This window comes from Psychrobacter sp. Choline-02u-9 (genome assembly GCF_002836505.1).
Classification (GTDB): Bacteria; Pseudomonadota; Gammaproteobacteria; order Pseudomonadales; family Moraxellaceae; genus Psychrobacter.
The window spans coordinates 222823-241028 of sequence record NZ_PJBF01000041.1; the positions used below are offsets into that span (position 1 = coordinate 222823).

The following is an 18206-nucleotide window of genomic DNA, read 5'->3' on the forward strand; positions in this document are numbered from 1 at the left end:
TCTCAAAATCCTATTTTGTACGAGATAGACATTATCAACGATTGAGTTTGTAAGATAACTGGTCTAATATGTTACGCTTTGTTACTACATTATTCTTATTGTGGCATCGTTATTTTTTCGCTGAGGTCATGTTCAATTTTAGGTAATGATGACTTTTTATTAGCCAGTCGGGGGCGACACTTATGAATGCAATTGAACGCTATTTTGGGATTAATGGTGAAAATACCACGATCAAAACAGAAATCATCGCTGGTATAACCACGTTCTTGACGATGGCTTATATTATCTTTGTCAACCCTAACGTCTTAGCCGATGCAGGTATGGATAAAGGGGCCGTATTTGTAGCGACCTGTATAGCAGCAGCAGTAGGTTGTTTCATTATGGGTATCTACGCCCGACTACCAGTTGCGCTCGCACCAGGTATGGGTCTTAATGCCTTCTTTACCTATGGTGTGGTGCTTGGTATGGGCTACGCATGGCAAACCGCGCTAGGTGCGGTGTTTTTGTCAGGTTGTATCTTTGTACTATTGAGTCTATTTAAGATTCGTGAAGCAATTATTAATGCTATTCCAACATCCCTCAAGAACGGCGTAGTTGCTGGTATTGGTGCGTTCTTGGCGTTTATTGCATTGCAAAGCGCAGGCATCATCGTCAATCATGATGCAACTTTAGTTGGTCTTGGTGACATGACATCATTCGGTCCTGTCATGGCTTCATTAGGTTTTGTTGTTATCATTGGTCTGTCTTACAAGAGAGTCCCAGGTGCGGTAACCATTGGTATTTTATTGGTTGCACTGATTAGCTTATTAATGGGCTATACACAGTTCACAGGTATCATCTCTTCACCGCCTTCTATTGCACCGACGCTGATGCAGTTAGACATTGCTGGTGCATTTGATGTGGGCATGATCAGTGTGATTTTTGCTTTCTTATTTGTCGATTTGTTTGATACTGCTGGTACTTTGATTGCTACCACTAGCCAAGCAAAATTAACGGACAAAGATGGCAATATCCCGAACATGGGCAAAGCACTACTTGCTGATTCAACAGCGACAGTAGCGGGTTCTTTACTAGGTACTTCATCGACGACTAGCTATATTGAGAGTATCTCTGGTATTGCCTCAGGTGGCCGTACAGGCTTAATGGCTGTTACGGTAGGTGTGCTATTCCTGTTTAGTATTTTCTTCTCGCCGCTAGCAGGTATGATTCCAGCTTATGCAACGGCTGGCGCTATCTTTTATGTAGCCGTACTTATGATGGGTACCCTAAAGGACATTAACTGGAGCGACTTAACAGAAGCAGCACCAGTGGTCGTGGTATTGCTATTCACACCGCTTACATACTCTATCGCTGACGGCATCGCACTTGGTTTTATTACCTTTACGGCTGTAAAAGCAATTGCAGGTAAGTTTGCAGATATCAGTATCGCTGTCTGGATTTTGACTGCTATATTGTTGTTCAAGATTATTTTCTTATAATGCAACGTGTAGTAAGACATTAATAGCGTCTTAAACAAGAAACCCTCCTTATCATTTGATGACAAGGAGGGTTTTTCTTTGTCAGTAAATAAGCCTATCGTCTTGATCTAAGCCCTGTATGCTCGATGCTAATGTTTGGTATTTTTGTTACTAGTGTTAAGCAGCGTGATGACAAACTATAGGCAATAGCAAACAAAAAAACGTAACCAAAGAGTCATAGTCAGTAAATTGCTTGTAAGTTATTGTTATTTAGATAGAAATTAATTATTTGAAAATGATTAATTTCGTTAGTTTGAAAAAAAATTTCGTGATATTATAGCCGAGTTAAGCGCATCACCTCAATCAACGCCGTAGAGGTTTTTCTTACAGTGAATTAGCATCATCAAAGATGACAGATTTGTAATTATTAGAGCGATTTTTCGGTTCAATAAGGTGATATTTGGTCATCACACTCCTTTCACTACTAACAAGAAGAAGGCACTAATGCCGCTTAGCTTTTCGTTGTTGCCTTTGTATTGTTAACGTAGCCCGTTTAACAGTCGAACGACCTACTTAACCGTCTCCAGCCTATGCTGGATTTTTAGTTTTGTGATGGCGCCGTTTGGTCTTTTGATTATTGCTGTGAATATCCGTCAATAACCACTATTTTTTGATAGCGGTTATGAGCAGTTATACAGGACGATCAGACTTCCTAAAGCACCATTTATTATGGTTTTTAAACGATAGTTATGGAGTTATTATGAACCCAGTAGACCAGTTTACCCCGCAAGAGCCGATCTTGTTTAATCCTGTTGATATGCTGTCGCCTGAGTATCTCGCCCAGTCAGCAGAAGCGCTAAATAAACGTATTTCGCCACTATATAGCGCAGATGAAGAACGTTGGTTGTCTGAGTTATTGCCACTTGCCAAACCCAGTATAGAAGAACGCGATGCTGCTGCTGAGCAAACGCGCAAACTGGTCGAGCACGTACGTAATGATGGTAAAGCCGTCAAGATGGTTGACTCATTATTGCTTGAGTATAGCCTCGATACCCAAGAAGGTATCTTGCTAATGAGCTTGGCAGAAGCCTTGATTCGTGTGCCAGACAACTATACGGCTGATGCGTTGATTCATGACAAAATGAGTGTGGCAGATTGGAAAAAGCACATCAAAAATGACAATGGCTTTATGGTCAATGCTTCTACTTGGGGCATGATGATGACTGGTCGCGTTGTCAGTATTGACAGCAGCACCACTGCATCAGGTTTCTTGGATCGCATGACTAAGAAGATGGGTGAGCCTGTCATTCGCAGTGCGATGCAAAAAGCCATGCGTATCATGGGCCATCAGTTTGTATTGGGCGAGACCATCGAAGACGCCAATAAAAACAGCCAACCATATCGTAATAGAGGCTATACCTATTCATTTGATATGTTAGGTGAAGCGGCGATCACGCATAAAGATGCGGAAAAATACTTCAATGACTATCTACATGCGATCAGAGCTACGGCCAACGTAAAAGTCAAAGAAGGCATGCCAAAGCCGTCAGTGTCTATCAAATTATCAGCACTACATCCTCGCTATGAAGCCACGCAAGAAGCGCAAGTAATGGGCTTATTGCGTCAGCGCTGCCTGCTATTGATTGAAGCGGCACGTGAAGTCAATGTCGATATCAGTATTGATGCTGAAGAAGCAGATCGCCTTGAGATTTCTCTAAAACTGTTTGAGTCTTTGTACCGTGATAATTTAACGGCGGACTGGGATGGTTTAGGTATCGTTGTACAAGGGTACTCTAAACGTGCTATCGCTGTATTAGCATGGCTGGCTCGTTTGTCTACTGAAGTCGGTGATCGTATACCAGTACGTCTAGTAAAAGGCGCTTACTGGGATACTGAGATCAAACTTGCTCAGCAAAAAGGTCTATCAGGCTATCCCGTTTGGACACGTAAAGAAGGTACGGATACTGCATACCTTGCTTGTGCGCGCTTCTTATTGTCAGACCATCTGCGCGGTCTAATCTGGCCACAGTTTGCGACGCATAATGCGCATACACTGTCATCAATCATGACCATGAGTGCACATAGAGACTTTGAATTCCAACGTCTGCACGGCATGGGCGATGCACTTTACGATCATATTTTGCAAGCTTATGAGATTCCTGTACGTATCTATGCGCCAGTAGGTGCACATAAAGACTTGCTACCGTACTTGGTACGCCGCTTGCTTGAGAACGGTGCCAACAGCTCGTTTGTTCATCAGTTGCTAGACAAGTCTTATCCAATCGAAAAGCTAACAGTGCATCCATACGACAAGCTGCTTGGTAATGCAACATTGCACAATCCAGACATCCCGTTACCGTTAGAGATTTACGGTGAACGTCGTGCAAGTTTTGGCCCTAATATCTTTGTAGAGTCACAATGGTTGCCGTTCAAATCAGCTATTGATAGCCATCTGCATAAGACATGGTCAGCAACCTCTATTATTAATGGTAAAGCTGTTGATACCTATGAAGTAGATGGTCAAACGAATCAGCTTGATAAGCAGACTGTACTTGCGCCTTGGAATCATGAAGTTAGTGCTGGTGAAGTAACTTATGCCAATGCTGAAGTGGCTCGCCAAGCGATTGACGTTGCTGTTGCTGGTCAAGATGTATGGAAAAATGTACCAGCAGCTAAGCGTGCTGAGATATTACGTAAGATTGCTGAGCTATACGAAGAGAACTACGCTGAGCTAATGGCACTATGCCAAGTTGAAGCGGGTAAAACCATGCAAGATGGCATCGATGAAATCAAAGAAGCCGTTGATTTCTGTCGTTTCTATGCTGACGAAGCAGAGCGTCTAGATGACGTCGTACATGAGTTCACAGACTTGGCTGGTAAGCAGTCTCGTCAAGTGTATAAAGCACGTGGCACTTTCGTTTGTATCAGTCCATGGAACTTCCCATTGGCTATCTATACGGGACAGATTGTAGCTGCACTTGCTGCAGGTAACACCGTAGTAGCGAAACCTGCTGAACAAACCAGTTTGGTAGCTCACTTTGGTGCCCAGTTGATGTATCAAGCGGGTATACCTGCAGAAGCATTGCAATTGGTCATTGGTGCAGGCGACGTAGGTGGTGCTTTGACGGCTGCTGATAATATCGCAGGTGTGATATTTACAGGTTCTACTCAAACAGCCCAACGTATCAACCAAAGCCTAAATGATCATGCACAAAACAGTGGCGAATTGCCGGTCTTTATCGCTGAAACTGGCGGTCAAAACGCAATGATCGTTGATTCAACAGCACTGCCAGAGCAAGTCGTTAGAGATGCGGTACTATCAGCATTTGGTTCAGCAGGTCAGCGTTGTTCAGCTTGTCGCATATTGTGTGTACAAGAAGAGATGGCGGATGATTTAATCGAGCTGTTGCAAGGCAATATGGCTGAGCTGTCTGTAGGTAATCCTCTATATGCTGCGACAGATGTAGGTCCAGTAATTGATGCGGATGCTAAGCATGGTTTAGAGGCGCACATCGAACGTATGAGTGCTGAGCCGACTGCTACTATTTTGGCACAGACGCCGATGAGCTCAAGCTCAGTCGTCAGTCAAGAGAAGTCTACTTTTGTATTGCCAACCGCAATCGAAGTGAAGAGCATCGATGTGATCGGTGGTGAGCACTTTGGCCCAATCCTACACGTACTACGTTATCAAGCGCGTGATTTGAATAAGCTGATTGATGCCATCAACAATACAGGCTTTGGTTTGACGTTAGGTATCCATAGCCGTATCGAAAATACTGTTGAGCACATTGAGCGCCGCGCATTTGTCGGTAACACTTACATCAACCGTAACCAAATCGGCGCGGTCGTAAACGTACAGCCATTTGGTGGTTGTGGTCTATCTGGTACTGGTCCTAAAGCTGGTGGCCCGCACTATGTCGCGCGTCTCATGCAACTTAGCTCAGAATCAGTCAATGCTGAACAGTCAGCTGCTCATATGACAGCAACTGAAACCCAAACTACCACTCAAACAGAACTCGCATAAGGAGTAGCAACATGGCGACTGAATTCAAAAAAAATCATGCCCAGGTTTGTGAATCTTGGCGATTACTCGGCGCAGTCAACCGCGCAACGTATCTACAAGCAGCCATTCCAAAACTGGCATTGCTCACTGGTGACGCTAATAAAGCAAAGCGTTTATTCAACCATTTGTTGAGCGCTGCGCCTAGCTTGGATGAGATGCATCGTATGACAGGGGCAACAGGCGAGTCCAATGACTTGTATGTGACTGGTCGTGGTAAGACGATGGTCATCGGTGGCGAAACTGCTAGAGCCATGGCAGTATTAGGTCAGCTTATCGCGGCATTGTTGACAGGTAATGAAGTTATATTGCATTGCCCAAGCCAAGATGAGATGTGTAATGAAGCTGCTAAGATACTGCACGACACAGGTATCAGCGAAGATGTATTGAGTGTGGCTAACGATTCGCAAACAGTCACGCTTTTATATATCGATCGTCTAGCACAAGTGGCTGTCTCTGGTAGCCGCAGCGAAGTGCAAGCTATCAGTCAAGAGCTTGCCAATACTGACGGTATTTTGACACAGGTTATCAGTGTCACTGATATGGAAGGTTTGTCAGAAATGCTAACGCCTGATTATCTGCATCGTTTTGTCACTGAGCGAGTCAAGACTATCAATACCACAGCAATCGGTGGTAACGCGAGCTTGCTTGAGCTTGGTACAGAGTAGAAGAACTGCATTAATTACGAATCCGCTTAGCTTTTATACCAACTTTCATAAAGACTAAGCCGTGTTTGGTAGCGCTATAAATGCCAAACTAGTAACTGTATAAGATGTATAAGAAAAAACCGCTATCTGAGTAATTATCAGATAGCGGTTTTTTTTATTTGCGCTGTTTGGCTGAAATTTGATTATGGAATTTTATTCGGCAATATCCACCCATACCCAGCCGTTCTCTAGCCATTCGCTCAAATCATCTGCATCAACATCGGTGACGTCTCTATGTTGTAATGCTTCACCATTGGCCAAGCGTACTAGTAATGCTATCGCCGCTTCATCGAGCCCATCGATACGTTGACCATTGGCATATAGCACGGTGCCATCAGTGGTCTGGCTATAGAGTAGGCGGTTGCTATAGTCCGCCTGCAATGTGGCCCCTTCTGATAGCGCTTGCATTAGCTCATCGGTATCTAACGTCTCTTCTGGCATCAGCGCATCATATTGACGCTTACTAACCACCTCAGAGACTGCTTGGCGAATCATGTCATCACCGCGATCAGACTGTAGCATCGCCAGCAATTGCGCCTTGATAGCGGCAATACTATCTGCTTGCAATTCACCTGACGCTTGTAGTGCTTGCGGTAGTAGCATCGGGATAAATAGCTTGCTGTCATTAGTCGCAATATCGGCCACACTATCGATGATTTGCATCAGGTTTGGACGGCGGCAACCAAACGAGAAAGTCAGACAGTCATCTTGTGCCACACCGAAATGTGATAATTTAGGCGGTACATAAAGGACATCACCTGCTTCTAGTATCTCATCAAAGATCAGTTCGCCCATGTCGTCAAATAAACGCAGCGGCTCATCAGCAACAAACTCTGTCTGGTCATCACAGAATTTGCCTAGTTGCCAACGTCTAGAGCCATAGCCTTGTGCCAAAAACACATCGTAGTCGTCATAATGTTTACCAACCGACCCACCTGCTGGCGCATAAGAGACCATGATGTCATCGCGCTGCCATTGCGGAATAAAGTCAAATGCTTGCCACAACTGACCAAGTTCTGGTGACCATTGTTCAAGATTTTGTACCAATACGGTCCATTGCTCTGGTAGGTTTTCAAAATCAGTCTCACTCAGTGGGCTTTTTTTGAGTTGCCACTGTGCCTGACCTTCTTTTTTACTGGCTGCTTGTGTCAGCAGTCTTGCGCTAGCATCTTCTTCAAGTGCAAGACCAATCATGTCATCTGGCTCAAACATATCAACTAGCTGCGGCAACCCTTGCTTAATAAGCAGTGGCTTCTTTTGCCAATATTTAGTCAGGAATTGCTTAGGCGTGATAGAGTCGGGTAAACAAAGAGGAATAGAAGTCATTGATAAATCCATATTTTGGCGGTGTACAAGATTAATAATAAGGGATGCTTTATAGGAAGGTTTTAATAGTTTAAGATTGTCATCTATTTGATGTCTATTATTTTGGTGACGTTTATATAGTACATATAAGCAATAACGATTATCAAAATAATAGCTGTCAGCAGAGCACCCACTCAATCGTAGGAACGTTATGAAAAAGCTGCATTTTGTTGTCATCATCGCTAGCGTATTTTTGCTACAGGCCTGTGTCCATAAAATTGTCACAGTACCCGCAAAAATCGCTTATAAAACTACCAAAGGCGTGGTCAAAGGAACCGTTGCTGTGGGTAAAGCCATCATACCGGGCGACAGTGATGACGATGATGATAAAAAATAAAACCTTACTTATCGACTATGGGTTTTGAATCAAAAGCAATCGAATCAAAACCAGTCATAGTATTCAAAGTAAGGTTACTGTTTATTCAGACAATAGCTATTAAGATAATAAGTGAATAAGATAAAATTACTATCAAGATAGGAGCGAGTAAATAATACTAGGCGCTCCTACCTTTCTAGACTGATTCCATTATCAGTATGCTCTTATTAGCTATTAAAGCTTGGCAATCCATTCTTTAATAGCGCGTGCTTGCTCAGCGGCATTACCGATATAAGTAGCAGGCGTCAATGCACGTAGACGTTCTTTGTCCACATCACTAACTGCTGATAGCTCATCACTTTCGACAAACGTTAGCATGGCTTCACGAGTCATGGCATTACCACGAGTCAAGGCTTTTAGCTTTTCATACGGGTTTTCAACACGGTAGCGACGCATGACCGTTTGAATCGGTTCTGCCAACACTTCTTGTGCTTGATTCAAATCATCATTTAAACGCTGTGCATTTAGCTCAAGTTTACCCACGCCTTTTAAGCAAGCGTCAAACGCAATCATGCTTTGGGCTAGGCCAACACCGATATTACGCAACACTGTTGAGTCCGATAGGTCACGCTGCATACGTGAAATTGGTAACTTCTCACCCAAATGGGCTAGCATCGCATTGGCAACGCCTAAGTTACCTTCAGAGTTTTCAAAGTCAATTGGATTAACTTTATGCGGCATGGTAGAAGAGCCAACCTCACCGTCTTTTAGGCGCTGTTTGAAATAGCCTAAGCTAATATATTGCCAGATATCACGGTTAAAATCGATCAAGATGGTATTGAAGCGCTTAACGGCATCAAACAACTCAGCGATATAGTCGTGTGGCTCGATTTGAGTCGTATAAGGGTTAAACGTTAACTCAAGACGCTGATTGATAAACGCTTCAGCATGGCTCTGCCAGTCGACGTCAGGATACGCTGAAAAATGCGCATTATAGTTACCAACGGCGCCATTGATTTTACCTAATAGCTCTACTTGATTGATTTGCTTGATTTGACGGGCTAGGCGGTAGGCCACGTTTGCCATCTCTTTACCCAATGTCGTTGGACTGGCTGTCTGACCATGTGTGCGTGATAGCATTGGCTGATCAGCATGAGCAATAGATAAGTCGACGATGCTATCAGTCACTTGCTGCATTTTCGCAACGACCAGCTCGCGGCTGTCTTTGAGCATCAATGCATACGATAGGTTATTGATGTCTTCACTGGTACAGGCAAAGTGAATGAACTCAAGTGAGTCAATCAAGGCATCCTGACCACGGAACTTGTCTTTGATAAAGTACTCAACCGCTTTTACATCATGATTGGTCGTCGCTTCGATGTCTTTGATAGCTTGGGCATCTGCTTCGCTAAAATCATCAACGATTGCATTCAAAAAAGCGTTGGTCTGGTCATCAAATGCTGCTAATTCACCAATTGCGCTGTTGTCAGCCAAAGACTGCAACCAGCGAATCTCTACCGTAACGCGAGCTTTGATTAGACCAAATTCAGATAAATAAGGACGTAAGCTGTCAGCCTTTGATGCGTAACGACCATCAATTGGAGAGAGAGCGGTAAGTGGGGTCATGGTTATGCCTCAGTAGTTATGAAATAAAAAACTGCAAGAGTCTGGATAAAAAATTACCATATAATAAACGACGTCGAAATCGTTGCGCGTAATATAGCAGAAATATAATATTAAAAAAGCGGTCTATGCAAATAAAGCGATGTTGACGTTCGTTAAAATTATGTTATTCACTGCGTCAACATCTGTGCTTTAGGTTGGGTCTTAGGAATCAATTAAAATCCGCAAGGTGCATCGATAGATTCAATCACGCCGCCGCCCAGACATACTTCATCGATATAAAATACCGCTGACTGACCAGGGGTGACGGCGCGCTGTGGCTCATCAAATACCACACGCACTTCGCTGCCATCAGCATTGATCGCAAATACGCGACACGCTTGGTCTGGCTGGCGATAGCGAGACTTTTCCATACAGGCTAGACCTTCGTCGCTAAACACATCCGCAGGTGGTAAACCATCAATCCAATCAAGCTTATAGGCTTTTAGCTCGTTGCTCATTAGCATGGGATGTTCATGCCCTTGACCGACGATTAAACGGTTTTTCTCTAAGTCTTTTGCCAATACAAACCACGGTTCTTCAGGACGGTCTTTAACCCCGCCAATGCCGATGCCGCCGCGTTGACCCAATGTGTAATACATGAGGCCATCATGAGTACCGATGACTTTATTATCATCAGTAAGTATCTCGCCTTTTTGGGCAGGCAGGTATTGCTGCAAGAAGTCTTTAAAGCGGCGCTCACCAATAAAGCAGATACCCGTAGAGTCTTTCTTTTTAGCCGTCGCTAGGTCATGCTTTTCAGCTATCTGACGTACCACTGGCTTTTCAAGCTCACCAACAGGAAATAGCGTTTTGGCGATTTTGTCACCGCCAACCGCATGTAAGAAATAGCTTTGGTCTTTATTGTTATCAAGACCGCGTAAGAGCTGAGCAACCTCGTCACCTTCAGCATTGGTATAGTTCACACTGCGGCGCGTGTAGTGACCTGTAGCGATATAATCTGCCCCAAGGGTCAACGCATAGTCCAAAAACGCCTTAAACTTAATTTCTTTATTGCACAAGATATCAGGGTTTGGGGTGCGTCCTGCTTTATATTCCGCCAAAAAGTGCTCGAATACGCGATCCCAGTATTCCATAGCAAAGTTGGCCGTGTGCAGCTTCATACCGATTTTGTCACATACGGCTTGCGCGTCTGCTAGATCATCCATCGCCGTACAGTATTCGGTGCCGTCATCTTCTTCCCAGTTCTTCATAAACAAGCCTTCGACCTTGAAGCCTGCCTGCTGAAGTAATACGGCTGATACAGAAGAATCGACCCCACCTGACATACCGACAATCACATGCTTGGTGCTAGGATTTTCGACATCAGCAAGTGTTAAAGGGCGATGAGCATTAAAAGACTCAGAAACGGTTGTGCTTGAAGTATCTTGTATGGCTGACATAAAACGGCTCAACTATTTATACGTTATCCAAAGTACATATTGACGCTAAAAATTATGCAATCACTACAATACGTAGTCTTAGCACCACAACGTCAGCTTGTCTTTTGGATCTGGTATTATGATAAAATAAACACCATATTATACCAGTTAATTGAAACTGGTGGCGACCGATGATGTCTGGCTACTAGTAAAACCACTTTGAAAATTCAGATAGTGGTTTTGAATTATTTTAATCACCTTTAACTCATCTTGGAATAATAATGATAAAAATTGGTCAAGGTATCGATGTTCATGCTTTTCATAATAATGGTCAGCAGCAACAATATGTCATTCTAGCAGGCGTGCCTATTGAGCATACTCACAGTTTGCTGGCACACTCTGATGGTGATGTGGTCTTGCACGCATTGGCTGATGCGCTTCTTGGTGCTTTAGCACTTGGCGATATCGGGCAGCATTTTCCCGATACCGATGCGGCACATGCTGGATTGGATTCACGAGTATTGCTGCGTTATGTTTATAGTAAAGTGCAAGAGGCTGGTTATAGCCTAGGTAATGCTGATATTACGGTAATGTGCGAGCGTCCAAAGTTAGCGCCGCATAATCCAGCAATGCGCGCTAATATCGCTAGCGACTTACAAACAGATATTAGCAATATCAGTGTAAAAGCGACCACGACTGAAAAATTGGGATTTACGGGTCGTCAAGAGGGCATCATGGCCAATGCCGTGGTATTATTAGTCCCTAATACTGTTGAACCTACATAGATCGAAATTCGTGCTTGTAATACAGCGGCAGTCGCCCCATGTATCAGCCACGTCTTTATACAATTATTTTTATATAAATAATCAGGTGGTGTGTCAAAAAGTATGCTGATTAAAACTTGAACAGTTTTTGAAGCCTTGAAAGCCCTATAGAATCAGAGAACTTAGCATAGATTTTTTATTGGCTTCTATCGCCAGCATACTTTTTAGAACACCACCAATAATCATTTTAATGAACCGCTTTATCAATAGGAGCTTTTATGAGTGAGCAAACCCCAAACACTGCTGCAAACGACGTTGAACAATTGATCCGTGATCAAATCCGTGACAATAAAGTCATTATCTACATGAAAGGCACACCGCAATTTCCACAGTGTGGCTTTTCAGCGCGCTCTATCGAAGTGTTGACTCAGATTGGTCGTCCATTTGCGTTTGTAAACATTTTAGAAAACCCAGAAATTCGTGCAACGTTGCCAAAAATCGCTAACTGGCCAACGTTCCCGCAGTTATGGATTGATGGCGAGCTAATGGGCGGATCAGACATCATCTTACAAATGTATCAATCAGGCGAGCTAAAGCCATTGGTTGAAGCAAACAGCCCTGCTGCTTAATACTTGAAAGTGTGAATTGGATGTCTTTAATGTCCAATTAGCCTTTGCAAGACACGAGCACAGCAAACCCAAGTAGTCATTTGATGGCTATTTGGGTTTTTTTATTGTCGCTATTAGTATCGTTAGTACCGTATTTATTATTGTCCCTATTAGTGTTTCCACGCGCCTATGTCATTAGGCCTCGTTGTTTTTATAGGATTTACCCCCATATAGTGTCCAAGATACCAGCGATATAAATAATAATTATCAGATGAGTAAGAGAGCTTTATGAATAACCAAACCAGCGAACAATTAAATGAGCAAAGAGAAGCGGCTGAACAGGCAATGATCGAAAAACGCCGTGAACGTTTAAAAAATGAATCTACACGCATTATTGAGATTGCTAATACTGAGTCATACTCAGCACTTAAGTGTATTCATCAGCTTAGTGTGGCGGGCGGTGCAACTGAAGCGACATATGTGGCTATCGAGCAGCGCATCGTTGTAGACCAAGATCCTGCAGGTGCTTATCATTTGGCACTGTTAGCACAGAACACACCAGATTTGCCAATCGATGCCCGTCAGCTTATCGAATTGGTAGTCAACAAGGGTGATAACCATCAGCGTTTAGCATTGCTCAAAAACTTACCATTACCGCCAGTTGAGCTCATCAAAGCGCAGATTTTGGCGAGTGATGATGGTGAAGCGATTGGTCAAATGAACGCCTATCTACAGATCAATCCAGAAGGGTATGGTAGCCATCATATGCTGTCTAGTGGGCAGTCAGATCAGATCGTACCGCTTAGCCCTGGCAACAATAATCAAAATGATGATTAAAACAGTAACTAAGGCGTGTCTTCAATTCATCCGATAGTCATCTAAATGGGCTAAAAATGGCTAAATCTTGCCAAACATCGTCAAATAGCTGTTTAATATCCCGATATTATCTGCGCTATTTTTCTTGTTTGACGGCAATTTATCTCATTTTTATCACCATTTTTGAAATAAAGACACGCCCTAGTAAGTCAACAACTAACAAGACAGTAACCAGAGTGGAGAACTTTTCGCTTAATTTTAATAGTTTTTGTTCTAACGTTTTTTAAGTATCAAAAAATTGTTATAATTATGGGTTATTCAGGGCGTGTCCTTAATCTGAACAAAAGCATCTGGATGGGCTAAAAATGGTTAAATATTGCCAAACTATGTCAAATAGCTGGTTAGTATCCTGATATTATCTGCGCTATTTTCCTTGTTTGGCTGCAATTTACCTCATTTTTATCACCATTTTCAAAATAAGAACACGCCCTAACCAATTATGAACGACTTATCTGAGTCGTTACCTTTTTATAAATTCGACTGACGTTTATTTGCTGACTGTTCTCTTATTTGAACATAGGATATGGCAATCAGCAGCGTTATGAGTCAAGTGAGGCACACATGCAATACCCAAAACATTACGACGTGATAGTGATCGGCGGTGGTCATGCTGGCACAGAAGCTGCTCTGGCGGCTGCACGTATGGGCGCACAGACCTTATTGTTGACGCATAATATCGAGACGCTCGGGCAGATGAGTTGTAACCCTGCGATTGGCGGTATTGGTAAATCGCATTTAGTGCGTGAGATTGATGCGCTAGGCGGTGCAATGGCGCTGGCAACGGACAAAGCGGGTATCCAGTTTCGCGTACTAAATAGTCGTAAAGGGGCTGCCGTTCGTGCCACGCGTGCGCAAGCAGATCGTATCTTGTACAAAGCGGCTATCCGTCATACGCTAGAGAACCAGCCAAACCTAGATATATTCCAGCAAGCCGCTGATGATATCTTGGTAGAGAATGGTCGTGCAACGGCTGTTGTGACTTCTACAGGTATTGTCTTTAAGACCGAAACAGTCGTATTGACCTCAGGGACTTTCTTGGGCGGTGTCATTCATATTGGTTTAGAGAATTCAAATGGTGGCCGTGCAGGGGATCAGCCTTCTATCAAATTGGCAGATCGTTTACGTGAGCTTAAACTGCCAGTTGGTCGTCTGAAGACAGGTACGCCGGCACGTATCGATGCGCGTAGTGTTGATTTCAGCGTGATGACTGTACAGCCGGGTGATACGCCATTGCCAGTGATGAGCTATATGGGTGATGTGTCTATGCATCCTGAGCAGGTCAACTGCTATATCACCCATACTAATGCGCGCACCCATGATATTATTCGCGAAAATTTAGACCGCTCACCGATGTTCTCTGGCAAAATCGAAGGTGTGGGTCCGCGTTATTGTCCATCTATCGAAGACAAAATTCATCGTTTTGCGGATAAAGACAGCCATCAGATTTTCATCGAGCCAGAAGGTCTGACCACGCATGAGCTATATCCAAATGGTATCTCAACCAGTTTGCCATTTGATGTGCAGTTAGACTTTATTCATAGTATGAAAGGCTTAGAAAACGCCCATATTACTCGTCCAGGTTATGCGATTGAGTATGATTACTTTGATCCGCAAAACCTAAAACCAACGCTAGAAACGAAATCTATCGATCGTCTGTATTTTGCTGGCCAGATCAATGGTACGACGGGCTATGAAGAAGCGGGCGTGCAGGGTTTATTGGCAGGTACAAACGCAGCATTGGTCACCACTAATAATAGCGAGTTTGACACGTGGACACCACGCCGTGATGAAGCGTATCTCGGTGTGCTTGTCGATGACTTGATTACCCACGGTACTACCGAGCCGTATCGTATGTTTACGAGCCGTGCAGAATATCGCTTGCTCTTACGTGAAGACAATGCCGATCAGCGTTTGACAGAGACTGGTCGTAAGCTAGGTCTAGTAGACGATATACGCTGGCAAGCCTATCAAGAAAAAATGGAAGCTATCGCGACAGAAACTTCACGCCTAAAAGATATGTGGGCCACGCCTGCTAATGCTTTAGGTAAGCAAGTAGCCGAGCAAACAGGTGAAGTGCTGTCTAAAGAGTCGACTGCCTTTGATTTGCTAAAGCGTCCGCAAATACATTTTGCTGATATCGCGGCTATCACGGACTCAACTGTTGATCCACAAGTAGGTGAGCAGATAGAGATTTCTGTTAAATATGCAGGCTATATCGATCGCCAGCAAGAAGACATCGATCAGATGAAACGTCTCGAGAATACCGCACTACCGATGGACTTTGACTATAGCGTCGTATCTGGACTATCAAATGAGATTGTACAGAAACTCACGCAAGTCCGTCCTTCGACTTTAGCCCAAGCCGGACGAGTGAGTGGGGTTACACCTGCCGCCATTCAGTTATTGGCGATGACGGTTAAAAAGCATAAAAAAGCAAAAGCTGCATTGGACTCATAATAGCTATGCAATAAAGCCTTTTATAATAAAGCACTTATAGTTAAAAAGCCCGTAACGACATTTCGTTACGGGCTTTTGTTTGTCAAAAAAACCGTTAGTTTTAAAAGAAAGTCACATGTAACCTTGTCCTACTTACTACTTTGTATCTATACTAGGTCAGTAAATTTTCTTATTACTTGTTAATTTGTCTCGCTGATGTCCATATATTCATGGGCTTGTCACCGAACTGAGTCTACTTATGATTGATGCTATTGTTTTTGCTATTACCATTGTTTTACCCAACCTTGCCTTAATGTGGTTGGGTTTTTTTATGCAACGACGTGGTGAAGCAAGCCAAACTTTTATCGATCAGGCATCAAGTTTTGTCTTTAATTATTGCTTGCCGTGTTTATTGTTTTTTAGCGTGGTTGATAGCGACGTCGATTATGGTAAGCAAATTACGCTTATCCTTGTTGGTATCTTAGTGACGTTTATATTATTTATTGGCGCAGAGTTCTATGCCAAACGCTTCGTCAAGCGTCCTGAGGACCAAGGCGTGTTTGTACAAGGCGTATTCCGTAGCAACATGGCCATCATTGGCCTTGCAACCGTGGCCAACGCTTACGGCGCACAAGGATTGAGTATCGGCGCTGTCTATATGGGCGTGGTGACGATACTGTTTAATATCTTAGCGGTTATTACTCTAAGCCGTGTATCCAAAAGTGTGGATGATACATGGATTAGTCGCGGGACGATGATTGTGAAAAAGTTACTGACCAATCCTCTAATTTTGGCATTGGTTGGGGCATTCGTCTATAAAGCACTGCCATTGCCACCACTTACAGGGGTGATTCATACGACTGGCGACTTATTAGCAGCGGTGGCTCTGCCGTTAGCCCTGATCTGTGCGGGTGCTAGTATTAACCTAAAGTCTATGTTGCACCCTTCGGGCTTATCCATGCAGGCAAGTATTGGTCGGATTGTCATTGCACCATTGATTGCGATCGCTGTTGGGCTCGGGTTTGGGTTGTCAGGTGTGCATATGGGGGTGTTGTTTTTGATGGTCGCATCACCAACAGCTGCAGCCAGCTATGTCATGGCAAAAGCAATGGGTGGTAATGATGTATTGGCGGCTAATATTTTGGCATTTACCACTGTTGTCGGCATGTTTGGTATGGCGATTGGGGCAGCGACGTTACGTGCCCTTGGATTAATGTAATACAGATTTTATACTATCTTTAAATAAGTAAGTACTTTCGCCTTATCTAATTTTAACAGCATTAAAAAAGCCCTCTTTTCAAATAAGAAAAGAGGGCTTCTGGTATTAATCTAGCGTTCGCTATTACGCTTGTCTTCACGGCGCTGCTTGCGCTTTGGACTAGTACGATAGGTTAAATAACCACCGATAGCCATAACTGCAAGAAAGGCAACGATATACATAAATATCGACGAGCCAATCATGAGCGATGCACCGATAATGGGAGTTGCTTCCATGTCAAAAATCCAGTTAAGGTTCATCAATAATTATGCAAGTGTCTCATTTCATTGTAAAGTAAATAAGTTTAGCTCCGGTGTAAGTTCAAGTGAACGGATACGGGCAGCTTGGTCATATATATTGGCCGTCACAATCAGCTCATCTGGCTGATAGGTTGCCAAAAACGCAGCGAGTCTTGGTTTGACCGTGTCGACAGAGCCAATGAATGATACTGACAATGCATTGTCTACCATCATTTTCTCTGCTTGACTCCAGATACTGTCCATATCGTGGGTAGGCTTAGGCATTTGACCTGTTTCGCCACGACGCAGACGTACAAAACTCTGCTGTGCTGAAGTAAAATGATACTCGGCGGTCGCATCATCATCAGCCAGCAATAAGTTTGCAGCTAGCATCACATAAGGCTTATCTAGATAGACAGACGGTTTAAACTGTTCACGGTAAGCCTCAATTGCTTGCCCAAGCATTTGCGGGGCGAAGTGAGAGGCAAACACATAAGGTAGTCCTAAATGTGCAGCCAAAGTCGCACCAAATAGAGAAGAGCCTAATATCCAAATCGGTATGCCTGATTTTGTGCCAGGGAATGCCTGTACAGGGCTGCCATCTGTATCATTACCTAAGAAATACATCAGCTCTTGCACATCTTGTGGAAAGCGTTCGGCATCTTTCATTTGTCGACGAAGTGCCTGAAACGTCGCACCATCAGTACCAGGTGCACGGCCTAGGCCTAGGTCCACACGGTCACCATATAATGCCTGCAAAGTACCAAACTGCTCAGCAATCACGAGAGGGGCATGGTTCGGTAGCATAACGCCGCCAGCACCAATACGGATACGGTCGGTTTTACTACCGATATGCGATAGTAGTACTGAGGTGGCTGCACTGGCGATGCCCGGCATATTGTGATGCTCTGCCATCCAGTAGCGGTTTAAGCCTGATTTTTCTGCTTGCTGCGCGGTTTCCACTGTTTGGGCGATGCCTTCAGCGATGGTTTTGCCTTGAGGTACAGGCGCAAGATCTAAAAAAGATAAAGGGATTTTATTACTCATAAATGTTCCAGTAGTGTGTAAATTATTTT

At 43.7% G+C, this 18206-nt stretch carries 14 protein-coding genes; 9 read left to right on the forward strand and 5 right to left on the reverse strand.

Annotated features, from left to right (window positions below; all coding sequences use genetic code 11):
• Window positions 1-182 precede the first annotated feature (182 nt).
• The 3 genes from CXF69_RS03510 (at window position 183) to CXF69_RS03520 (ending at window position 6185) form a co-directional block, all read left to right on the forward strand.
• Complete coding sequence (locus CXF69_RS03510) at window positions 183-1478, forward strand: NCS2 family permease (RefSeq protein ID WP_101204806.1); 1296 nt, start codon at window positions 183-185, stop codon at window positions 1476-1478.
• 739 nt (window positions 1479-2217) lie between these two features.
• Window positions 2218-5481, forward strand: coding sequence for a bifunctional proline dehydrogenase/L-glutamate gamma-semialdehyde dehydrogenase PutA (gene putA, locus CXF69_RS03515; protein ID WP_101204807.1), 3264 nt, complete (start codon window positions 2218-2220; stop codon window positions 5479-5481).
• 11 nt (window positions 5482-5492) lie between these two features.
• Entirely contained in the window at window positions 5493-6185 is a 693-nt protein-coding gene (locus CXF69_RS03520; RefSeq protein WP_101204808.1) for a 1-pyrroline-5-carboxylate dehydrogenase, read from the forward strand.
• A gap of 192 nt (window positions 6186-6377) precedes the next feature.
• Here CXF69_RS03520 and CXF69_RS03525 read toward each other — a convergent pair whose 3' ends face one another.
• A complete protein-coding gene (locus CXF69_RS03525) occupies window positions 6378-7550 on the reverse strand; it encodes a cupin domain-containing protein (RefSeq protein WP_101204809.1) in 1173 nt (390 codons plus the stop codon).
• A 190-nt stretch (window positions 7551-7740) separates the two neighbouring features.
• Between CXF69_RS03525 and CXF69_RS03530 the strand changes: the two genes are divergently transcribed.
• Entirely contained in the window at window positions 7741-7926 is a 186-nt protein-coding gene (locus tag CXF69_RS03530) for an NF038104 family lipoprotein (protein ID WP_057759633.1), read from the forward strand.
• 213 nt (window positions 7927-8139) lie between these two features.
• On the opposite strand, the gene purB is transcribed toward CXF69_RS03530, so the two are convergent.
• Both purB and mnmA read right to left on the reverse strand, forming a co-directional pair.
• Window positions 8140-9531: an adenylosuccinate lyase gene (gene purB, locus CXF69_RS03535; protein ID WP_101204810.1), complete on the reverse strand. Its 1392-nt coding sequence runs from the start codon at window positions 9529-9531 to the stop codon at window positions 8140-8142.
• 212 nt (window positions 9532-9743) lie between these two features.
• Complete coding sequence (gene mnmA / locus CXF69_RS03540; protein WP_101204811.1) at window positions 9744-10970, reverse strand: tRNA 2-thiouridine(34) synthase MnmA; 1227 nt, start codon at window positions 10968-10970, stop codon at window positions 9744-9746.
• Between the two features lie 260 nt (window positions 10971-11230).
• On the opposite strand from mnmA, the gene ispF reads away from it, so the two are divergent.
• The 5 genes from ispF to CXF69_RS03565 all read left to right on the forward strand — a co-directional run bounded on the left by ispF (window position 11231) and on the right by CXF69_RS03565 (window position 16852).
• A complete protein-coding gene (ispF, locus tag CXF69_RS03545; RefSeq protein WP_101204812.1) occupies window positions 11231-11734 on the forward strand; it encodes a 2-C-methyl-D-erythritol 2,4-cyclodiphosphate synthase in 504 nt (167 codons plus the stop codon).
• Between the two features lie 257 nt (window positions 11735-11991).
• A complete protein-coding gene (gene grxD, locus CXF69_RS03550; RefSeq protein ID WP_057759647.1) occupies window positions 11992-12342 on the forward strand; it encodes a Grx4 family monothiol glutaredoxin in 351 nt (116 codons plus the stop codon).
• Window positions 12343-12609: 267 nt separating this feature from the next.
• Window positions 12610-13158: a hypothetical protein gene (locus tag CXF69_RS03555; RefSeq protein ID WP_101204813.1), complete on the forward strand. Its 549-nt coding sequence runs from the start codon at window positions 12610-12612 to the stop codon at window positions 13156-13158.
• 600 nt (window positions 13159-13758) lie between these two features.
• Complete coding sequence (gene mnmG / locus CXF69_RS03560) at window positions 13759-15654, forward strand: tRNA uridine-5-carboxymethylaminomethyl(34) synthesis enzyme MnmG (protein ID WP_101204814.1); 1896 nt, start codon at window positions 13759-13761, stop codon at window positions 15652-15654.
• A gap of 238 nt (window positions 15655-15892) precedes the next feature.
• Complete coding sequence (locus tag CXF69_RS03565; protein ID WP_101204815.1) at window positions 15893-16852, forward strand: AEC family transporter; 960 nt, start codon at window positions 15893-15895, stop codon at window positions 16850-16852.
• A gap of 110 nt (window positions 16853-16962) precedes the next feature.
• Here the strand turns inward: CXF69_RS03565 and CXF69_RS14295 are convergent, their stop codons facing one another.
• Window positions 16963-17127, reverse strand: a complete 165-nt coding sequence (locus tag CXF69_RS14295; protein ID WP_156410686.1) for a hypothetical protein — start codon at window positions 17125-17127, stop codon at window positions 16963-16965.
• 48 nt (window positions 17128-17175) lie between these two features.
• Complete coding sequence (locus tag CXF69_RS03570; RefSeq protein WP_101204816.1) at window positions 17176-18177, reverse strand: LLM class flavin-dependent oxidoreductase; 1002 nt, start codon at window positions 18175-18177, stop codon at window positions 17176-17178.
• Window positions 18178-18206: the final 29 nt, after the last annotated feature.